A 17655-nucleotide genomic window follows, 5' to 3' on the forward strand; every position below is an offset into this window, starting at 1 on the left:
ACACCCGCCTGGACAAGGTGGCCGAGGGCTTCGGCTGCTACGGCGAGTACGTCGAGCGCGACGAGGACATCGCCCCCGCCATCAAGCGCGCCTACGCCAGCGGAAAGACCGCCGTCATCCACGTCGCGGTCGACCCGAAGGCCAACTCCGAGGAAATGCCGAGCTACGACGAGTTCCGCACCTGGTACGCCGAGGGAACGCAGTGATCCCGGCCCCGACCCGTATATCAGCGAATTCCTGACAGTATCTCGGAGAGGAACGGAGGGTGTCATGCGTGAATACTTAAAGTTCTACATCGGCGGCCAGTGGGCGGAACCGGCCGAGCAGCGGACCTTTGATGTCGTGAATCCGGCGACCGAGCAGGTTGCCGGCCGGGTGGCACTCGGCTCCGCCACCGACGTCGACCGGGCGGTCGCGGCCGCCCGGGCCGCCTTCCCCAGCTGGTCGGCGACCAGCCGCGAGGAGCGGATCGCGGTCCTCGAGAGCATCCTCGACGTCTACCAGAAGCGTGCCGGCGACCTCGCCACCGCGCTGACCGAGGAGATGGGCGCGCCGGCCGCGCTGGCCAACGGCTTCCAGGTCGGCCTCGGCGCCGGGCACCTGACCACTGCGATCGAGATCCTCAAGAACTTCTCCTTCGAGGAGCAGCGCGGGGTCACCCGCGTGGTCCTCGAGCCGATCGGGGTCTGCGGCCTGATCACGCCGTGGAACTGGCCGATCAACCAGATCGCGGTCAAGGTCCTCCCCGCGCTCGCCACGGGCTGCACCGTGGTGCTCAAGCCGTCCGAGGAGTCGCCCTTCACCGGGCAGATCCTCGCCGAGATCTTCGAGGCGGCCGGGGTCCCCGCCGGCGTGTTCAACCTGGTCCAGGGCGACGGCCCCAGCGTGGGCGTGCCGCTGTCGGCGCATCCCGACGTGGACCTGATCTCGTTCACCGGCTCCACCCGCGCGGGCATCGAGATCGCCAAGAACGCCGCGCCCACGGTGAAGCGGGTGACCCAGGAGCTGGGCGGCAAGAGCCCGAACATCGTTCTCGACGACCAGGACTTCGCCGAGAACGTCGCCAAGGGCGTCCTCAACATGATGGGCAACTCCGGGCAGACCTGCACGGCGCCCGCCCGCCTGCTGGTGCCCAGCGCCCGGATGGAAGAGGCGATCAGCGCCGCCCGCGAGGCCGCGGCGCAGGTGACCGTGGGCGATCCCAACGGCGAGTTCACGATCGGGCCGGTGGTCTCCGGGCGCCAGTTCGAGAAGATCCAGGGCCTGATCCAGCAGGGCATCGACGAGGGCGCCACGCTGGTCGCCGGCGGGACCGGTCGCCCGGACGGGCTGGAGACGGGCTTCTACGTCAAGCCCACCGTCTTCGCCGACGTCACGAACGACATGACCATCGGCCGGGAGGAGATCTTCGGGCCGGTGCTCACGATTCACGGCTACGACAGCGTGGATCACGCCGTCGAGCTCGCGAACGACACCGAGTACGGCCTCGCCGGCTATGTGGCCGGCGCGGACCTCGAGGCGGCGCGCGCCGTCGCCCGGAGGATCCGGGCCGGGTGGGTCGCGATCAACGACGGGTTCGACTTCGGTGGTCCGGTCGGCGGCTACAAGAAGAGCGGGAACGGGCGCGAGTGGGGCGAGTTCGGTTTCCACGAGTACCTGGAGACCAAGGGCATCCACGGCTACTAGCCCGACAGGCGAGGGTTCGCGCGCCGGGCTACCGGCGCGCTGAGGAAGGACTAGATCTCCGATGTTCTCCGCGATTCTGATCGAAAAGGGCGAGGCCGGTCAGACGGCCGCCGTCACCAGCCTGGACGAGGCGCAGCTGCCGGCCGGTGACGTCGACATCGAGGTGGAGTACTCCACGCTGAACTACAAGGACGCCCTCGCGATCACGGCCAGCTCGCCGGTCGTTCGCAAGTTCCCGATGGTGCCCGGCATCGACCTCGCCGGTGTCGTCACCGACAGCACGCACGCGGACTGGAAGAAGGGCGACCGCGTCGTCCTCAACGGGTGGGGTGTGGGCGAGACCCACTGGGGCGGGCTGTCCCAGCGCGCCCGCCTGAACGGGGACTGGCTGGTGCCGCTGCCCGCGGTCTTCACCGCCCGCCAGGCGATGGCGATCGGCACCGCCGGCTACACGGCTGGCCTCTGCGTGGACGCCCTGCTCTCCCACGGCGTGACGCCGGACCAGGGCGAGGTCCTGGTGACGGGGGCGACCGGCGGCGTCGGCAGCGTGGCGGTCGCGCTCCTGGCGAAGGCCGGGTTCACGGTCGCCGCCGCCACCGGGAAGGCCTCCGAGGCCGACTACCTGCGCCAGCTCGGCGCGACGACGGTGATCGACCGCGCCGATCTCTCCGGGCCCGGCAAGCCGATGCAGAAGGAGCGCTGGGCGGGCGTCGTCGACTCCGTCGGCAGCCACACCCTGGCGAACGCCTGCGCGCAGACCCGTTACCGCGGCACGGTCGCCGCCTGCGGGCTGGCCCAGGGCATGGACTTCCCGGCGTCGGTCGCGCCGTTCATCCTGCGCGGGGTGTCGCTGCTCGGCATCGACAGCGTGATGGCGCCCGCGAAGCCGCGGCTGGCCGCCTGGGAGCGCCTCGCCCGCGACCTGGATGTCAGCGCCCTCGAGCTGATCGCCGAGGAGATCACGCTGGCCGACGCGGTCGAGGCGGCCCGCCGTCTGCTCGACGGCAAGGTCCGCGGCCGCATCGTCGTCGACGTCAACAGATAGGGCGGGAGCACCGAGATGAGCGAGAAGCCCACCGAATCGAAGATCGAGCTCGACCTCTCCGACGTCGACCACCGGGTCGGACTGCCGATCGGCGGGGGACAGCTGTGGGACCCGTGCACCGCGACCGACATCCGCCGCTGGGTGATGGCGATGGACTACCCCAACCCGCTGCACTGGGACGAGGAGTTCGCGCGTGAGTCCCGGTACGGCGGCCTGATCGCGCCGCAGTCCATCGCGGTCGGCCTGGACTACGGCCACGGCTGTGCGCCCGCCTGCGTCGGGTACATCCCCGGCAGCCACCTGATCTTCGGTGGCGAGGAGTGGTGGTTCTACGGCAGCCCCATCCGGGTCGGCGACAAGCTGGTCCAGGAGCGGCGTTTCCACGACTACAAGGTCGCGGACACGAAGTTCGCCGGGCCGACGATGTTCTCTCGTGGGGATACCGCGCACCGCAACCAGCACGGCGCCCTGGTCGCCCGCGAGCGCTCGACGGCCATCCGCTACCTGGCCGCCGAGGCGGAGAAGCGCGGCATGTACGAGAACCAGGTCGGCGCGGTGAAGCGCTGGACGAGCACCGAGCTGGGCGAGATCGAGAAGCTCCGCCACAGCTGGCTCACCTCGAACCGCACGGGCCTCTCGCCCGCCTTCGAGGACGTCAGCGTCGGTGACACCCTGCCGCGGCGGGTGATCGGCCCGCACAGCATCGCCAGCTTCACCACCGAGTACCGCGCCTTCATCTTCAACATCTGGGGGACGTTCCACTGGACGGCGCCCCCCGGCATCGAGGACCCCTGGGTCTACCAGGACCCGGGCTGGGTGGAGGGCTTCGGCTTCGACGAGGAGGGCGCCCGGATCGACCCGCGCCTGCGCGACGGGCTCTACGTCGGGCCGTCGCGTGGTCACATCGACAGTGACAAGGCCAGCGAGGTCGGCATGGCCCGCGCCTACGGCTACGGCGCCACGATGGGCGCCTGGTGCACCGACTACCTCTCCTACTGGGCCGGTCACGACGGAATGGTGCGCCATTCCAAGGCCAGTTTCCGCCTCCCCGCCTTCGAGGGCGACGTCACCTACTTCGACGGCGAGGTGGTCGGCAAGGAGGAGGGCTCGGTGTGGGGCGTGCCGCTGGTCCAGGTGAAGCTGCGGCTCACCAACCAGGACGGCGGCGTGCTGGTGGACTGCACCGCCGAGGTCGAGCTGCCGTTCCGGCGCGACCGCGTGGCCGGGAGCTGATCGATGGGTGCGCAACCGCTCACCGCGGAACCGGCCGCGGCGGGACCGAACGGTACGGGGGAGAGCGCGGGGAGCCGGCGTTCCCTGTCGATCGTGTCGGGCCCGCCGCTGGGCGACGAGCCGGGCCTCGGGGCGCTGACGCTCCCCGGCTTCCTGCGTGAGGTCACGGCGAGGTACGGCGAGCGCGAGGCGCTCGTCGCGCGCCCCGCGGGGGCCGGGGCGGACGCCGCGGCCGCCGTGCGCTGGACCTACAGCGAGCTGTGGGAACGCGCGGTCGAGGTGGCGAGCGCGCTGCGCGCCTGCGGGGTCGGCAAGGACAGCCGGGTCGGTGTCCTGATGACGAACCGCCCCGAGTGGATCTCGGCGGTGTTCGGCATCTCGCTCGCCGGGGGTGTCGCCGTCGCCCTCAGCACGTTCTCGACCCGGTCCGAGCTGGACGACCTGCTGCGGATCTCCGGCGCGTCGGTGCTGCTGCTCGAGCGCAGCGTGCTGAAGAAGGACTTCGCGGCCGTGCTGACCGAGCTGGAGCCGGAGATCGCCCGGGCCGAGCCCGGCGCGCTGGAGTCGGCCCGGTTCCCCTTCCTGCGCCGCGTGGTCGTGCTCGGGGACGGCGGCCCCACCGGCGCGATCGAGACCTGGGAGGACTTCCTCGCCCGCGGCCGCGACGAGCCCCGCGAGCTGGTCGAGGCCACGGGCGCGGCCGTGCAGCCGAGTGACACGGCCCTGCTGTTCTTCTCGTCGGGCACCACGAGCCGGCCGAAGGGCATCCTGAACTCGCACCGCGGTGTCGCCATCCAGTTATGGCGCTTCCGGCGCATGTACCGGTTCGACCCGGAGGACCACATCCGCTGCTGGACGGCCAACGGCTTCTTCTGGTCGGGGAACTTCGGCATGGCGCTCGGCGCGACCTTCGCCAGCGGCGGCTCCGTCGTCCTGCAGCCGACGTTCCTGCCCGCCGAGGCGCTCGAGCTGATGGACGCGGAGAAGGTCAACTTCCCGTTCGCCTGGCCGCACCAGTGGGCCCAGCTCGAGGCGGCGCCGAACTGGAAGGACGTCGACCTGAGCAGCATGCGCTTCGCGGACGTCAGGTCCGCGATCGCGCGGCACCCGACGGTCTCGGCCCGCTGGGAGGAACCGGGGCACGCCTACGGCAACACCGAGACCTTCACGCTCACGACCGGCCTGCCGGCCGACACGCCGCCGGAGCGGCACCGGGACAGCAGTGGCGAGGCGCTCCCGGGCGTGACGCTCAAGATCGTGGACCCGCTCACCGGCGTCGTCGTCCCGCGCGGCGAACAGGGCGAGATCTGCGTCAAGGGGCCCACGCTCATGCTGGGCTACGTCGGCACCCCGCTCGACGAGACGCTCGACGCCGAGGGCTTCTTCCGCACCGGCGACGGCGGCTACCTCGACCATGACGACCTGCTGTTCTGGAAGGGCCGGCTCACGGACATCATCAAGACCGGGGGCGCGAACGTCTCGCCCCGGGAGGTCGACGAGACGCTCGCCAGCTATACCGGCGTCAAGCTGGCCCAGACGGTCGGCGTCCCGCACGAGACGCTCGGCGAGATGGTGGTCTCCTGCATCGTCCCGCACGAGGGCGTGACCCTCGACGCCGAGGAGATCCGCGGCTTCCTGCGGGAGCGGCTGGCGAGCTACAAGGTGCCGCGCCGGGTGCTCTTCTTCCGCGAGGAGGACATCGCGGTCACCGGCAGCGCGAAGATCAAGTCCGCTGATCTGCGTGCGCTGGCGGCCAGCCGGCTGGCGGGCGAGACGGCCCCTGCCCCGGCCTGATGAGACGGCGCCAGCGCCGCCCCGGCTCGACGCCGGGGCGGCGCGGCGGTGTTGGAGCGAGCCGCGCCGGGTGGGCCGCGCCGTCGGGCGCGACGGGGCCGGGCCGGTGGGACGCGACGGTGAGAGGAGCATGACCGATGGCCGCGATCGTCACGGAGAAGCTGGGTGAGAAGGTCGGGGCGGAGGTGCTCGGCGTCGACGCCGATCGCCTGCTCAACGACCAGGACCTGCCCTCGGCGTGCCTGACGGCACTCGAGGAGAACGGCGCGCTGCTCTTCCGCGGGCTGAACATCGACCCCGCCACCCAGGTCGCGTTCTGCCGGCGGCTGGGTGAGCTGCTCTCCTTCCCGACCTCCCCGCCCTACGACATCCCGGAGATCAACGAGATCAACTGGGATCCCTCGCATCCGCGGGCGGAGTACTTCCGGGGCAACGTCGCCTGGCACATCGACGGCGCGCTCGACTACGACATCCCACCGAAGGCGTCGGTGATGACCGCCGAGGTGGTCACCGAGCAGGGCGGGGAGACGGAGTTCGCCAGCACCTACGCCGCCTACGACGATCTCACCGACGCGGAGAAGGAGCGGTTCGCCGACCTCCGGGTGGTCCACACCCTCGAGGCGATCGTGCGCCCCGCGTACCCGAACCCGACCCCGGAGCAGCTGGCGGACTGGGCGAAACGGCCGTCGCGGGAGCACCCGCTGGTGTGGCAGCACCGGTCGGGCCGGCGTTCGCTGGTGTTCGGCTCGACGACGTCGCACATCGTCGGGATGAGCCGCGAGGACGGCCGGGCGCTGCTCGACGAGCTGGAGGAGCGGGCCACCTCGCCGGACCGGGTGTTCTCGCACTCGTGGACGGCGGGGGACATGGTGATCTGGGACAACCGCGGGCTGGTCCACCGGGTCCGCCCGTTCGACCAGACCGAGCCGCGCCGGATGCACCGCATCACCCTCGCCGGCGACGAGCCGATCCAGTGACCGGCCGCACAGCGGTCGTCACCGGCGGCGGGTCGGGCATCGGGGAGGCCATCAGCCGGCGGCTGGCCGCCGACGGGGCCCTGGTCGCGATCCTCGACCTGGACGGCTCCGCCGCCGAGGCCGTCGCCAGCTCCATCGAGGAGGTCGGTGGGAAGGCGGTCGGCCTGGCCGCCGACGTGGCGGACCGGGCCGCGGTCAACGCGGCGGTGGACGAGGCACGCGGCCGGCTCGGCCGGCCGACGATCCTGGTCAACAACGCCGGGATGACCCGCCCGAGCCCGTTCCTCGAGATCACCGACGCGATGTGGGAGAAGTCGCTCGCCGTCAACCTCAACGGCACCTTCTACTGCTGCCAGGCCATCCTGCCCGACATGCTCGCCGAGGGCTGGGGGCGCATCGTCAACATCTCCTCGTCGAGCGTGCACAGCGGCACGCCCCGGCTGGGCTCCTACGTCACCGCCAAGTCGGGGATCCTCGGGCTCACCAAGGTGCTCGCCCTCGAGTTCGGGCCGCGCGGCATCACCGTCAACACCATCCCGCCGGGGTTCATCGACACCCCGATGCTGCGCGCGCAGGAGCGGGGGGGCCTCATGAACGTCGAGCAGCAGACGGCCCGGACGCCGGTCGGCCGGATCGGGCGCGCCGAGGACGTCGCCGCCGCCTGCGCGTTCCTCGTCAGCGACGAGGCCGGCTACATCACCGGCCAGGTCTTCGGCGTCAACGGCGGCCGGAACACCTGAGACGTGCGGCCGACAGGACCGGCGGGCCGCACCGCCGGGAGGCAGCCGCTCGGTCCTGTCGCACAGCCCCACGCTGACGGACCGTCAGCACCCGGACCGCCAGCGTGCGGCGGCGGTGGCGCTCAGCCGCCGGACAGGCGGATGCGGCTGTTGTCCCAGCTGAGCACCCGTTCGTCCGGGACGAGCCGGAGGACGGCGCGGTCGGTGTACGCCGACCGCGCCGCGGCCGGCAGCCGCTGCGGGGAGACCCGGAACGCGGCGTACTTCTCGTCCAGCAGGCTCCGGACGCGATCGCGGGTGGCGTCGTCCTCGACCGGGCCCACCCGGCCGCTGAGGTGCACCGCGCGCAGCTCGGCCCAGGCCCGCCCGGACTCGACGAGGAACGCCGCCCGCGGGTCGCGCCGGACGCGGCCCAGCTTGCGCGCCCCGGACGGGGTGGACAGGCAGACCGTCCGGTCGACGACCACGAACCACGTCGGCAGCGAGACCGGCGCGCCGTCCGCGCGCAGGGTGGTGAGCACCCCCGTGTGCGCGGCGCTGACGAACTCCCAGATCTCGTCCTCGCTCAGCCGGATGCTCACTCTTCGTCCCCCGGCCCTAGCTTCCGGCGGGGCGCGGCTGGCCGACGAGCTCGGTCAGCCCGGTGCGCTGCACCTTGCCCATCGCGTTCACCGGCAGGGCGTCGACCTGGGTCCAGAACTCCGGGACCTTGTACGGCGAGAGCTCGCGCCGGCACAGCTCGGTGAGCGCGCCGGTGTCGAGCGGGCCGCCGGTGCCGCTCTCGACCACCGCGGCGACCCGCTGCCCGAGCCGCTCGTCGGGCACCCCGCACACCGCGACCCGGGCGACGTCCGGGTACGTCGCGATGACCCGCTCCACCTCGAGCGGGTAGACGTTCGCGCCGCCCCGGATGATGATCAGCTTCTTGCGGTCGAGCACGGTCAGCCACCCGTCGGCGTCGACGGTCCCGATGTCGCCGGTGGCGATCGGTCCCGGCTCCAGCGGCCGGACGGCACCGTTCTCCCAGAACCCGAGCGTGGGCCGCCAGACGCCGGCCCACGGGCCGGTCGTGGCGCCGCTCAGCCGCAGCTCGCCGAGCTCACCGGCGGGCAGCCGGCGGCCCTCGTCGTCGTGGGCCGCCACGTCGAGGTGCGGCAGCACCTGCCCGCTCGCCCGCGGGCGCCACTCGTCACCCGACGGGTCGATCGACACGACGGTCGGAGCCTCGGTCAGGCCGTAGGTGGTCCGCGGGACCAGCCCGTGCGCGTCGGCGAACGCCCGACGCAGCACGTCCGGGGTGTCGCTGCCGCCGCTCCAGACCTCCCGCAGCGAGCCGATCTCGGCCTCGGGGCGGGCGGCCAGGTCGTGCAGCTGCGCGGGCGCGCCGTTCCACACGGTGACCTGCCGGCTGGAGATCCATTCGACGACGCCGGCGACGTCCCGGCGGCTCATCACCACCGCGCACCCGCCGGCCTGCGCGGTGAGCAGGGTGGAGAGCACCATCAGGTTGAGGATCGTGAACGGGAAGCTGTCGCCCTTGCGCAGCTCGGGGCCCCAGCCCCGGGTGGCGACGAGCACCGCGCCCGGCAGGAGCAGGTTGCGCTGGCTGTGCACGACCGCCTTGGGACGTCCCGACGTCCCGCTGGTGAACGCGATGCCGGCCGGGGCGTCGATGTCGTGGTCGACCCGGGGGGCGCGCTCGCCGCGGGCGAGGAGTCCGGCCCACCGGTCGGGGTCGACGCGGCCCGGGGAGTCCAGCAGGTAGCGGGGGCCGGCCAGCACGACGGTGGGCTCGCAGATCTCGTGCAGCTCCCGCTGCTCGCTCGCGGCGAGCGCCTCGCCGATCCCCGCCCAGACGGCGCCGATCCGCTGCGCGCCGTGGAACGCGGCGACGATGTCGAGGTCGTTGGGCAGGCAGGCCGCGACGCGGTCACCCGGGCGAACACCGAGCGACCACAACGCTCCGGCCGCGCGGTCCGCCTGCTCGTCGAGCTCGGCGTACGACCAGATACCCGAGACCGCCTCGACCGCCGCGGCCTGCGGGCGGGCCGCGAGAGCGGCGTCGAGCACGCCGGCGATCGGGCCGGGGACCCGCGCGACCTGGGCGGACGTCCCGCTCAGGGGCTGCGGATCCGTGCGCTGCGGTGTTTCACGAGTGCTGCTCACGACATCTTGATATCACTATCCTTACAAGGATTCATCCCTTATTCTCGGCGTGGCGCGGTTCCTGGCCGGCCGGGTCCTGTCGATCGAGGAGTGGTCGATACGTGAAGGCTGGTCCGCTGTCGGGCGTTCGGGTCGTCGATCTGACCGCGATGGTCATGGGTCCCCACTGCACGCAGATCATGGCCGACATGGGGGCGGACGTGATCAAGATCGAACCCCCCGCCGGCGACAACACCCGCTACATCTCGGTCGGGCCGGAGCCCGCCATGGGCGGTGTGTTCGTCAACGTCAACCGCGGCAAACGCGGCGTCGTGCTGGACCTGCGCTCCGACGAGGGCCGGGAGGCGCTGCGCGGGCTCGTCGCGGGCGCGGACGTGTTCGTCCACTCGATGCGGGCGAAGGCGATCGCCGGGCTCGGCTTCGGCTACGACGAGGTGGCCGCGATCAACCCGTCGATCGTCTACACCAACTGCTACGGGTACGGGCGGCGCGGCCCGGACGCCGACCTCACCGCCTACGACGACACGATCCAGGCGGAGTGCGGGCTGCCGTTCGCCCAGGAGCAGCTGACCGGCGAGTCGAGCTACGTGGGCACCATCCTCGCCGACAAGGTCGCCGGGCTGACCGCCCTCTACGCCACCGTGATGGCGCTGTTCCACCGCGAGCGCACCGGCGAGGGGCAGGAGGTCGAGGTCGCCATGTTCGAGACCATGGCCGCCTTCATGCTGGTCGAGCACGCCAACGGCGCGATGTTCACCCCGCCGCTGGGCCCCGCGCTCTACCCCCGCGCGGTGACCCCGAACCGCCGGCCCTACCGCACCCGCGACGGCCAGATCTCCGCGCTGGTCTACAACGACAAGCAGTGGTCCGCCTTCGTCGGCGCCGTGCGGCCGGAATGGGCCGGCGAGCAGTTCGCCACCCTCGCCCAGCGTGCCCGCCGGATCGACGTCGTCTACGCCCTGCTGGCCGAGACGTTCCTGCAGCGCACGACGAAGGAGTGGCTCGACCTGCTGCGCTCCCTCGACATCCCCGCCGCGCCGGTGCGCACGCTCGACGAGCTCTTCGACAACCCGCACCTCAACGAGGCCGGCTTCTTCGAGACGGTGCCGAGCCGCAACGGCCCGGTGCGCTTCCCCGGAATCCCGACCTGGTTCTCGCGGACCCCCGGCAGGGTCGCCGGCCCCGCGCCCAGGCTCGGCGAGCACACCCGGGAGGTCCTCGACGAGCTCGGCGGGGAGTCCGGGTGGCCGTCCCCGCAGCCGCGGTCCGCTCGACCAGATGGAGGTTGACGATGGTCAACGTCGCGAGCCTGCTGACCGCCTCGGCGCGGCGGCACCCGGACCGGTGCGCGGTGCGGTTCGCCGGACGCCGGACGTCCTACGGCGAGCTGCGCGAGCAGGCGGCCAGGTTCGGCTCGGCGCTGCTCGGGCGCGGCCTGGAACGCGGCGACCGGGTCGCGGTGCTGCTGCCCAACTGCCCGCAGTACCTGGTCGTGCTGTTCGGGGCCTGGCACGCCGGCCTGGTCGCCGTGCCGGTGAACGCCAAGCTGGCCGGCCCGGAGATCCAGGTGATCCTGGACGACAGCGGCGCCCGGGCGTTCGTCCACGCCGGCGCGGGCACAGTCGCCGGCCTCGATCTCACCGGGGTCCAGGAGGTGGTGGTCGACGTCCACGGTTCCGGCGACACGGCCGGCGACGCCGCCGGGACCGCCGGGACCGGTGCGGCCGGGTTCGACCGGCTGCTGGCCGAGGGCTCCGCTGAACTGGTGCCGGTCGACGTCGCCGGGGACGACCTCGCCTGGCTGTTCTACACGTCGGGGACGACCGGCCGCCCCAAGGGGGCCGAGCTCAGCCACCGCAACCTCACCGTCACGACCTGGACGCTGCTCGCCGACGTGTGCGACTACCGGCCCTCGGACCTCGCCCTGCACGTCGCGCCGCTGTCCCACGGCAGCGGCCTGTACTCCCTGGGCGCGATCGCCCGCGGCGCCGAGAACCTGATCCACGACGGCGGCGGGTTCGACCCGGCCGAGGTGCTCGAGCTCGTCGCGCGCGAACGGATCACCGTCATCGCCTTCCTGGTGCCGACGATGATCGTGAAGCTGCTCGGCGCCCCCGAGACGGACACGAGCTCGCTGCGCTGCGCCGTCTACGGCGGCGCGCCCATCCACGTCGAGCACTCCCGCGCGATGATCGAGCGGTTCGGGCCGGTGTTCGTGCAGATCTACGGCCAGGGCGAGTCACCCATGACCATCACCTACCTCGACCACGGCGCCGCACCCGACACCCCCCTCGACTCGGCGGGCGTGGCACACCCGGGGGTCGAGGTGCAGATCATGGGCGCCGACGACCGGCCGCTGCCCGCCGGCGAGGAAGGCGAGATCTGCGTCCGCGGGGACGTGGTGATGCGGGGCTACTGGAACAACCCGGAGGCGACCGGCCGGGCGTTGCGGGGCGGCTGGCTGCACACCGGTGACATCGGCCGCCTCGACGAGCACGGCCGCCTGTTCCTCCTCGACCGCAGCAGCGACGTCATCATCTCCGGCGGGTCCAACATCTACCCACGGGAGGTCGAGGAGGTGCTGATCCAGCATCCCGCCGTCGCCGAGGTCGTGGTCTTCGGTGTACCCGACGAGCTCTGGGGCGAGAACGTCGTCGCCGCGGTCGTGCCCGCGGACGCGCCGCCCCCGGAGAGCGACCTCATCGACTTCAGCCTCACCCACATCGCCCGCTTCAAGAAGCCGAAGAAGATCATCTACGTCGACGCGCTGCCCAAGAGCTCCTACGGCAAGGTTCTCCGGCGGGAGGCCCGCCGGCTCGCACTGGCGGCGGGCGAGACGGCCGGCCACGAGCACGTGACCGGCCAGCCTGCCACCATCAAGTCCGTTGACCGCGATCCAGGAGCCGCCGAATGAAACTGACCGACACCGCCGCCATCGTCACCGGAGGGGCCTCCGGCCTCGGGGCCGCGACCGCCGCCGCGCTCGCCGCGCACGGCGCCACCGTCTTCGCGCTGGACCTGCCGACGTCGATCGAGTCGGCGCCGCCGGTCACCGGCATCACCTACCTGGGAGCTGACGTGACCGTCGGCGACCAGGTGGCCGCCGCCGTCGACACCGCGGCCGGGACGGGTGTGCCGCTGCGCGTCGTCGTGAACTGCGCCGGCATCGGCCCGTCGCAGCGCATCCTCAGCCGGGGCCGGCGCCATGACCTCGACTTCTACGCGAAGGTGATCCAGATCAACCTGGTCGGCACGTTCGCGGTGCTCTCCACCGCCGCCGCCGCGATCGCCGAGACCGAGCCGGACGACAACGGCCAGCGCGGCGTCATCATCAACACCGCCTCCGTCGCCGCGTACGAGGGCCAGGTCGGCCAGGCGGCCTACGCGTCGTCCAAGGGCGGCGTCGTGGGCCTCACCCTGCCCGCCGCCCGCGACCTCGCCCAGTACGGCATCCGGGTGTGCACGATCGCCCCCGGCATCGTCGAGACGCCGATGCTCGCCACCGTCTCGGACGAGTTCCGCGCCGGCCTGGCCGCGTCGGTGCCGTTCCCGCAGCGGCTCGCCCGGCCGGACGAGTACGCCCAGCTGGCCCTGTCGATCATCGACCACGACTACCTCAACGGCGAGGTCATCCGGATGGACGGCGCGCTGCGGATGTCCCCGCGCTAGACGGCCCCGGGGCGGCCGGGCCGGCGTCGTAGGCCGGCCGCCCCGCGGCACCGCCTCAGGCGGTCGGCTGGCCCGACTTCTCGGCGCCCATCCCGGAGAAGCCGACGGAGTAGCCGCCGTCCACCGGCATCAGCACACCCGTGACGTAGGACGCCTCGTCACTGGCCAGGAACAGGGCCGCCGCGGCGATCTCGTCGGACACGCCCCAGCGGTCCATCGGGATTCCGGGGAGGCGGAAGACCCCCGGCGGCGGTTCCGGGTGCTCCTTGGACATCTGCACGAGACCGGTCCAGATCGTGCCGGGGCACACCGCGTTCACCCGGATGTTGTCGTCGGCGTAGTCGAGAGCGGCGACCCTGGTCAGCTGGTTCACGCCGGCCTTGGCCGCCCCGTAGATCCCGTGGTGCTTCCAGCCGATGACCGCCGTCGTCGACGAGATGTTCACGACGGAGCCGCCACCCGTCCGGCGCATCGACATGATGCCGTACTTCATGCAGAAGAAGACGCCCCGCAAATTCACGCCGTGAACGCGGTCCCAGTCCTCCGTGCTCTGCTCGTGTATCGGCTTCAACTTGCCGCCGAACCCGGCGTTGTTCACCAGGATGTCGATCCGGCCGAACGCCTCCTCGGCGGCGCCGATCATGCGCTGGACGTCCGCCTCGTCGCTGACGTCCGCCCGCACCCCGAGCGCCCCGTCGCCGATCTCGGCGGCGACGTCCACCGCGCGGCCGCTGACGCTGGCGCAGACCACACTCGCCCCCTCGGCGGCGAACCGGTGAGCTATCGCCTTGCCGATTCCCGAGCCCGCGCCCGTGATGACCGCGACCTTGTCCTTCAGACGCATCCACGCCTCCTGGTTCCGTCGTGACCGCCCAGGCCACCGGAAGCCGGTGCCGCGGGCGTGCCTGGGCTATCGACCCCGTCTCACGCCGCCGGGGTCCGCGGTTGGGAAAGTGGTCCGCAGCATGACGGCCCGGGCGTTGCGGAGATGGGCGACCATCACCGCGGTGGCCCACTGCGGATCGCCGGCGCGCATGGCGGCGACGATCTCGATGTGGTGTGCCAGGCTGCGCCGCATCGAGTCGTCGTCGTAGGCGTGGAAGTTCCGCATCACCAGCGGGGTGCGGACCGCCCCGGCCAGGGCCGCCGCGAAGGCCGGCGCGTCGGCCAGCTTCACCAGCCGCTCGTGGAACGCCGCGTTCAGCGGAATGAGAGCCTCCAGGTCCTGCTCCGGACCGGGCGAGCCGACGGCCGACATCTCGTTCGCCAGCTTCTCCAGCTCGGCGAGGTCGCCCTCGTCGGCCCGTTCCGCGGCCATCCCGGTCAGCCGCGGTTCGAGCGTCGAACGCAGCTCGAAGACGCTCTCCAGCTCGGCCGGCGACCAGCCGGCGACCCGGGCGCCCCGATTGGGCGAGAGCTCGACCAGCCCCTCGGCGGCCAGCTGGCGCAGGGCCTCGCGGACCGGGGTCCGGCTGACCCCCAGCTGTTCGGCCAGCTCGGTCTCGGCCAGCCGGGCACCGGGCAGGAAGGTGTTGTTGAGGATGAGCCGCCGGAGCACCTCGAGAACCCGCCCGGCCGAGGTGACGACCCCGACCACACTGTCACCACCATTCACTGATATCGCCCTGCAACAACGCAGTCCAGGCTGCCTGGGCCGCGGTCGGCTTCTAGCGACGGGTGAGACTCACCGGCCGCGCCGAAGATACGGGAGGAGATCGTCCTCGGCCTCCACCCCGAACGAGCGGAGCGCGAAGGCCACCATCTCGTAGGTGCCGACGGTGAAGACGACGTCCATGAGCTGGTGCTCGTCGAGCTCGCTGGAGAGAGTCTTCCAGGTCTGGTCGCCCACCGAGCCGTCGGCGATCAGCTCGTCGGCCGCGCGCAGCAGCGCGGACTCGAGCGGGGCCCAGCCCGCGGCGTCCGGCCCCTCGGTCACCCGGGCGATCTCGTCGTCCCGCAGGCCGGCCGCCTCGGCGAGGACGACGTGCTGCGCCCATTCGTAGTCAGCCTGCCGGAGGGACGCCACCCGGAGCACGATCAGCTCCCGCTGCCTGGCGGTCAGCGAGGTGCCGTACAGGGCGTGGCCGTTGAACCGGAGAAACGCGATGGTCAGTGCCGGGTAGCGGGCCAGGGTCCCCAGCAGGTTCGCCCCGGACTGGCCGCCCGCGCTCCCCGTGTCCCCGATGACGGTGGCTCGGAAATCGGCGATGAACGTCGTCAGATCCGTGGGCCATTCATCGCGCGGCAGGGGTGTGAGTCGACTCATTGTGTGGTCTGCCTCTTCTGGTCGGCGGGCTCGCGTGTCAAGGTGTGGTCCCGCCCGCTGGGCGCAGCATCCAGCGGGCGGTCCGGCGCCATTGTCAGGCTGTGGGCGGCCGGTCGCCGGCTGCTGGCTGCTGGCTGCTGGTCGACCGCCCCCCGCCCGGACCGGCCGGGGCGCGGTCGGGTCGATTCCGGGCGGCGGCGACCGGCGGTGCCGGATCAGACGGCGACGCCGGATCAGGCAGGCCGGATCAGATGATCCGGCCCCCGTTGACCCCGAGGCTCTGGCCGGTGATGTAGCCGGCCTCCTCGCTCACCAGGAACGCGGTGGCGGCGGCGATGTCCTCGGGCCGGCCCATCCGGCCCACCGGTGTCTTCGCGATCTGCTGATCGAGGTCGATGAACCCGCGATCCACGACATCGCGCGTCATCGGCGTGTCGATGAAGCCGGGCGGAATGCTGTTGACCGTGATCCCGTGCTTGGCGAACTCCAGCGCGAGCACCTTGGTGAGGCCGACCACCCCCGACTTCGCCGCCACGTAGCCGGCCAGTCCGGGGGGAGGGCCGTAAACGCTTGACGACGAGATGTTGACGATCCGCCCCCAGCCCGCCTCGATCATGTGGGGGAGTACCGCCTGGCAACAGTCGAACGTTCCGGTGAGGTTGATGGAGATCATCTGGTGCCAGGCCGCGGCGGTGGTCTCGAGGAACGCGTTCTCGACCGTCAGGCCGGCGTTGTTCACCAGGATCGTCGGCTGGCCGAGCCGGGCCCGCACCTCCTCGACCCCGGCGTCGATGGCGGCGCGGTCCACCACGTCGACGGGCACGCCGATCGCCCGGCCGCCGGCCTTCTCGATCGACTCGGCCGCGGCCTTGGCCGCGTCACCACTGAGGTCGAAGATCGCCACCTGGGCGCCGTCGGCGGCCAGGCGGCGGCTGATGCCGCCGCCGATGCCCGACGCGCCGCCGGTGACGATGGCTGTGCGTGCGCTCATTTGATCGGCTCATCTCCGGCGAGGGTCGTGCGGTGCAGGATGCGCGGCTTCGTACGGTCGAACGGGCCGGCCCGGTGCACCAGCCCCCGGTTGTCCCAGATCACCATGTCGCCCACCGACCAGGAGTGCCGCAGCACCCGGTCCGGCAGCGTGCTACGCCGCTCGAGGTCCGCGAGCAGCGCCCGGCCCTCGTCGACGTCCATCCCGACGATGTGCGACGCGCTCGCCCCGAACACCAGCGAACGCCGCCTCGACTGGTGCTCCCACACCAGGGGGTGCTCACGGACGGGCCACGACGCCCAGTCGGCCTTCTGCTCCGGGGTCGGGTCGGGGTAGCTCCGGCGCTGGATCGACTCGAACGTGTGGACCACCCGGAGATCTTCGAAGCGCTCCTTCTCCTCGGCGGAGAGGGTGTCGTAGGCGACGTACGTGCTGGCGAACTCCGTCTCGCCGCCCTCCGCGACGACCACGCTCGCGCTCATCAGCGCGGCCTTGGCCGGGATGTCGTCCATGGAGCCGTCGAAGTGCCAGTGGTCGTTGCTCGGGAAGTACTGCGCGTTCGGATTCGCCGGGTCGAAGCTGATCTCCATGACCTCGGGGATCGCATAGCCAGGAATCTTGACGACGTCGCCGAGCTTCCGGCCGAATGCGAACTGGTCCTCATGGCTGATGTTCAGCTCGCGGAATAACAGAACGCCGTGCTCTTCGAGAGCCGCTAGGCATGCTTCCGGCAGATCGTTGTCGTTCAGTAGACGGTCGACGTCGAGGTCGAGAACCTCTGCTCCGACATAGTCGTTCAGTTTCCTCGTAGTGATCGCGGTCATCCATCCGCCTCCTCTCGCTTGCTCCCGGGAGCCGTGCTCCCGGGAGCCACTGCATTCCCTACTGCATTCCCTCGGCGTACCAGGTGCGGAACTCGTCGTAGTTCGGCATTTCCTCGGAGTTGGCCTTCGGGTCGACGGCGACGTGGATGACGGCGGTCTTTCCGCTGGCGTAGGCGCGCTTGATGGCGGGGGCGATGTCCTCGTCGCGCTCGACGTACTCGCCGTAGCAGCCGAACCCCTCGGCCACCTTGTTGAGCCGGATGT

At 71.7% G+C, this 17655-nt stretch carries 18 protein-coding genes; 10 read left to right on the plus strand and 8 right to left on the minus strand.

Going from position 1 to position 17655, the window contains the following annotated elements:
* From FMEAI12_RS32425 to FMEAI12_RS32455, 7 genes are all read left to right on the plus strand, one after another.
* The coding region (locus FMEAI12_RS32425) for a thiamine pyrophosphate-dependent enzyme (RefSeq protein ID WP_235014936.1) at positions 1–206 on the plus strand (206 nt) is incomplete at its 5' end.
* A gap of 64 nt (positions 207–270) precedes the next feature.
* Positions 271–1686, plus strand: coding sequence for an aldehyde dehydrogenase family protein (locus tag FMEAI12_RS32430; RefSeq protein WP_112108987.1), 1416 nt, complete (start codon positions 271–273; stop codon positions 1684–1686).
* 61 nt (positions 1687–1747) lie between these two features.
* A complete protein-coding gene (locus FMEAI12_RS32435) occupies positions 1748–2731 on the plus strand; it encodes an MDR family oxidoreductase (RefSeq protein WP_071067169.1) in 984 nt (327 codons plus the stop codon).
* A 15-nt stretch (positions 2732–2746) separates the two neighbouring features.
* On the plus strand, positions 2747–3964 hold the full coding sequence (locus FMEAI12_RS32440; RefSeq protein WP_112108988.1) for a MaoC family dehydratase N-terminal domain-containing protein: 1218 nt from the start codon (positions 2747–2749) through the stop codon (positions 3962–3964).
* Between the two features lie 3 nt (positions 3965–3967).
* Positions 3968–5758, plus strand: a complete 1791-nt coding sequence (locus FMEAI12_RS32445; protein WP_235014938.1) for a class I adenylate-forming enzyme family protein — start codon at positions 3968–3970, stop codon at positions 5756–5758.
* 137 nt (positions 5759–5895) lie between these two features.
* Positions 5896–6735, plus strand: coding sequence for a TauD/TfdA family dioxygenase (locus FMEAI12_RS32450; protein WP_112108989.1), 840 nt, complete (start codon positions 5896–5898; stop codon positions 6733–6735).
* Positions 6732–7475: an SDR family NAD(P)-dependent oxidoreductase gene (locus tag FMEAI12_RS32455; RefSeq protein ID WP_112108990.1), complete on the plus strand. Its 744-nt coding sequence runs from the start codon at positions 6732–6734 to the stop codon at positions 7473–7475. The genes FMEAI12_RS32450 and FMEAI12_RS32455 overlap by 4 nt, the downstream gene beginning before the upstream one ends.
* 122 nt (positions 7476–7597) lie before the next feature.
* Here FMEAI12_RS32455 and FMEAI12_RS32460 read toward each other — a convergent pair whose 3' ends face one another.
* Positions 7598–8056 carry a pyridoxamine 5'-phosphate oxidase family protein gene (locus FMEAI12_RS32460; protein ID WP_071067165.1) on the minus strand — a complete coding sequence of 153 codons (459 nt, stop codon included), beginning with the start codon at positions 8054–8056 and terminating at the stop codon, positions 7598–7600.
* A 16-nt stretch (positions 8057–8072) separates the two neighbouring features.
* A complete protein-coding gene (locus FMEAI12_RS32465; RefSeq protein WP_200835487.1) occupies positions 8073–9545 on the minus strand; it encodes a class I adenylate-forming enzyme family protein in 1473 nt (490 codons plus the stop codon).
* Between the two features lie 197 nt (positions 9546–9742).
* Between FMEAI12_RS32465 and FMEAI12_RS32470 the strand changes: the two genes are divergently transcribed.
* From FMEAI12_RS32470 to FMEAI12_RS32480, 3 genes are read left to right on the plus strand one after another with little or no spacing between them, the layout of a single operon-like run.
* A complete protein-coding gene (locus FMEAI12_RS32470) occupies positions 9743–10930 on the plus strand; it encodes a CaiB/BaiF CoA-transferase family protein (RefSeq protein WP_112108991.1) in 1188 nt (395 codons plus the stop codon).
* 2 nt (positions 10931–10932) lie between these two features.
* A complete protein-coding gene (locus FMEAI12_RS32475) occupies positions 10933–12555 on the plus strand; it encodes an AMP-binding protein (protein ID WP_112108992.1) in 1623 nt (540 codons plus the stop codon).
* Positions 12552–13310 carry an SDR family NAD(P)-dependent oxidoreductase gene (locus FMEAI12_RS32480; protein WP_071067163.1) on the plus strand — a complete coding sequence of 253 codons (759 nt, stop codon included), beginning with the start codon at positions 12552–12554 and terminating at the stop codon, positions 13308–13310. The genes FMEAI12_RS32475 and FMEAI12_RS32480 overlap by 4 nt, the downstream gene beginning before the upstream one ends.
* Positions 13311–13365: 55 nt before the next feature.
* On the opposite strand, the gene FMEAI12_RS32485 is transcribed toward FMEAI12_RS32480, so the two are convergent.
* The 6 genes from FMEAI12_RS32485 to FMEAI12_RS32510 form a co-directional block, all read right to left on the minus strand.
* Positions 13366–14154 carry an SDR family NAD(P)-dependent oxidoreductase gene (locus FMEAI12_RS32485; RefSeq protein WP_112108993.1) on the minus strand — a complete coding sequence of 263 codons (789 nt, stop codon included), beginning with the start codon at positions 14152–14154 and terminating at the stop codon, positions 13366–13368.
* A 66-nt stretch (positions 14155–14220) separates the two neighbouring features.
* Positions 14221–14907: a GntR family transcriptional regulator gene (locus FMEAI12_RS32490; RefSeq protein ID WP_112108994.1), complete on the minus strand. Its 687-nt coding sequence runs from the start codon at positions 14905–14907 to the stop codon at positions 14221–14223.
* 87 nt (positions 14908–14994) lie between these two features.
* On the minus strand, positions 14995–15576 hold the full coding sequence (locus FMEAI12_RS32495; protein WP_112108995.1) for a carboxymuconolactone decarboxylase family protein: 582 nt from the start codon (positions 15574–15576) through the stop codon (positions 14995–14997).
* Between the two features lie 247 nt (positions 15577–15823).
* On the minus strand, positions 15824–16567 hold the full coding sequence (locus FMEAI12_RS32500; protein WP_071067159.1) for an SDR family NAD(P)-dependent oxidoreductase: 744 nt from the start codon (positions 16565–16567) through the stop codon (positions 15824–15826).
* Positions 16564–17391, minus strand: coding sequence for a TauD/TfdA family dioxygenase (locus FMEAI12_RS32505; protein ID WP_071067158.1), 828 nt, complete (start codon positions 17389–17391; stop codon positions 16564–16566). Before FMEAI12_RS32505 ends, FMEAI12_RS32500 begins: the two co-directional genes overlap by 4 nt.
* Before the next feature lie 58 nt (positions 17392–17449).
* Positions 17450–17655: thiamine pyrophosphate-dependent enzyme (locus FMEAI12_RS32510; RefSeq protein WP_235014941.1), on the minus strand; the 206-nt coding region annotated here is incomplete at its 5' end.

It is taken from the genome of Parafrankia sp. Ea1.12, assembly GCF_900465275.1.
GTDB classification, from domain to species: domain Bacteria; phylum Actinomycetota; class Actinomycetes; order Frankiales; family Frankiaceae; genus Parafrankia; species Parafrankia soli.

What these genes read in the sequence shown, in the direction of transcription:
- FMEAI12_RS32435 (WP_071067169.1), top strand. Translation starts at nt 1,748, where the DNA reads ATGTTCTCCGCGATTCTGATCGAAAAGGGCGAGGCCGGTCAGACGGCC.
- FMEAI12_RS32440 (WP_112108988.1), top strand. Translation starts at nt 2,747, where the DNA reads ATGAGCGAGAAGCCCACCGAATCGAAGATCGAGCTCGACCTCTCCGAC.
- FMEAI12_RS32505 (WP_071067158.1), bottom strand. Translation starts at nt 17,391, where the DNA reads ATGACCGCGATCACTACGAGGAAACTGAACGACTATGTCGGAGCAGAG.
- FMEAI12_RS32500 (WP_071067159.1), bottom strand. Translation starts at nt 16,567, where the DNA reads ATGAGCGCACGCACAGCCATCGTCACCGGCGGCGCGTCGGGCATCGGC.
- FMEAI12_RS32495 (WP_112108995.1), bottom strand. Translation starts at nt 15,576, where the DNA reads ATGAGTCGACTCACACCCCTGCCGCGCGATGAATGGCCCACGGATCTG.
- FMEAI12_RS32475 (WP_112108992.1), top strand. Translation starts at nt 10,933, where the DNA reads ATGGTCAACGTCGCGAGCCTGCTGACCGCCTCGGCGCGGCGGCACCCG.
- FMEAI12_RS32450 (WP_112108989.1), top strand. Translation starts at nt 5,896, where the DNA reads ATGGCCGCGATCGTCACGGAGAAGCTGGGTGAGAAGGTCGGGGCGGAG.
- FMEAI12_RS32480 (WP_071067163.1), top strand. Translation starts at nt 12,552, where the DNA reads ATGAAACTGACCGACACCGCCGCCATCGTCACCGGAGGGGCCTCCGGC.
- FMEAI12_RS32430 (WP_112108987.1), top strand. Translation starts at nt 271, where the DNA reads ATGCGTGAATACTTAAAGTTCTACATCGGCGGCCAGTGGGCGGAACCG.
- FMEAI12_RS32485 (WP_112108993.1), bottom strand. Translation starts at nt 14,154, where the DNA reads ATGCGTCTGAAGGACAAGGTCGCGGTCATCACGGGCGCGGGCTCGGGA.
- FMEAI12_RS32445 (WP_235014938.1), top strand. Translation starts at nt 3,968, where the DNA reads ATGGGTGCGCAACCGCTCACCGCGGAACCGGCCGCGGCGGGACCGAAC.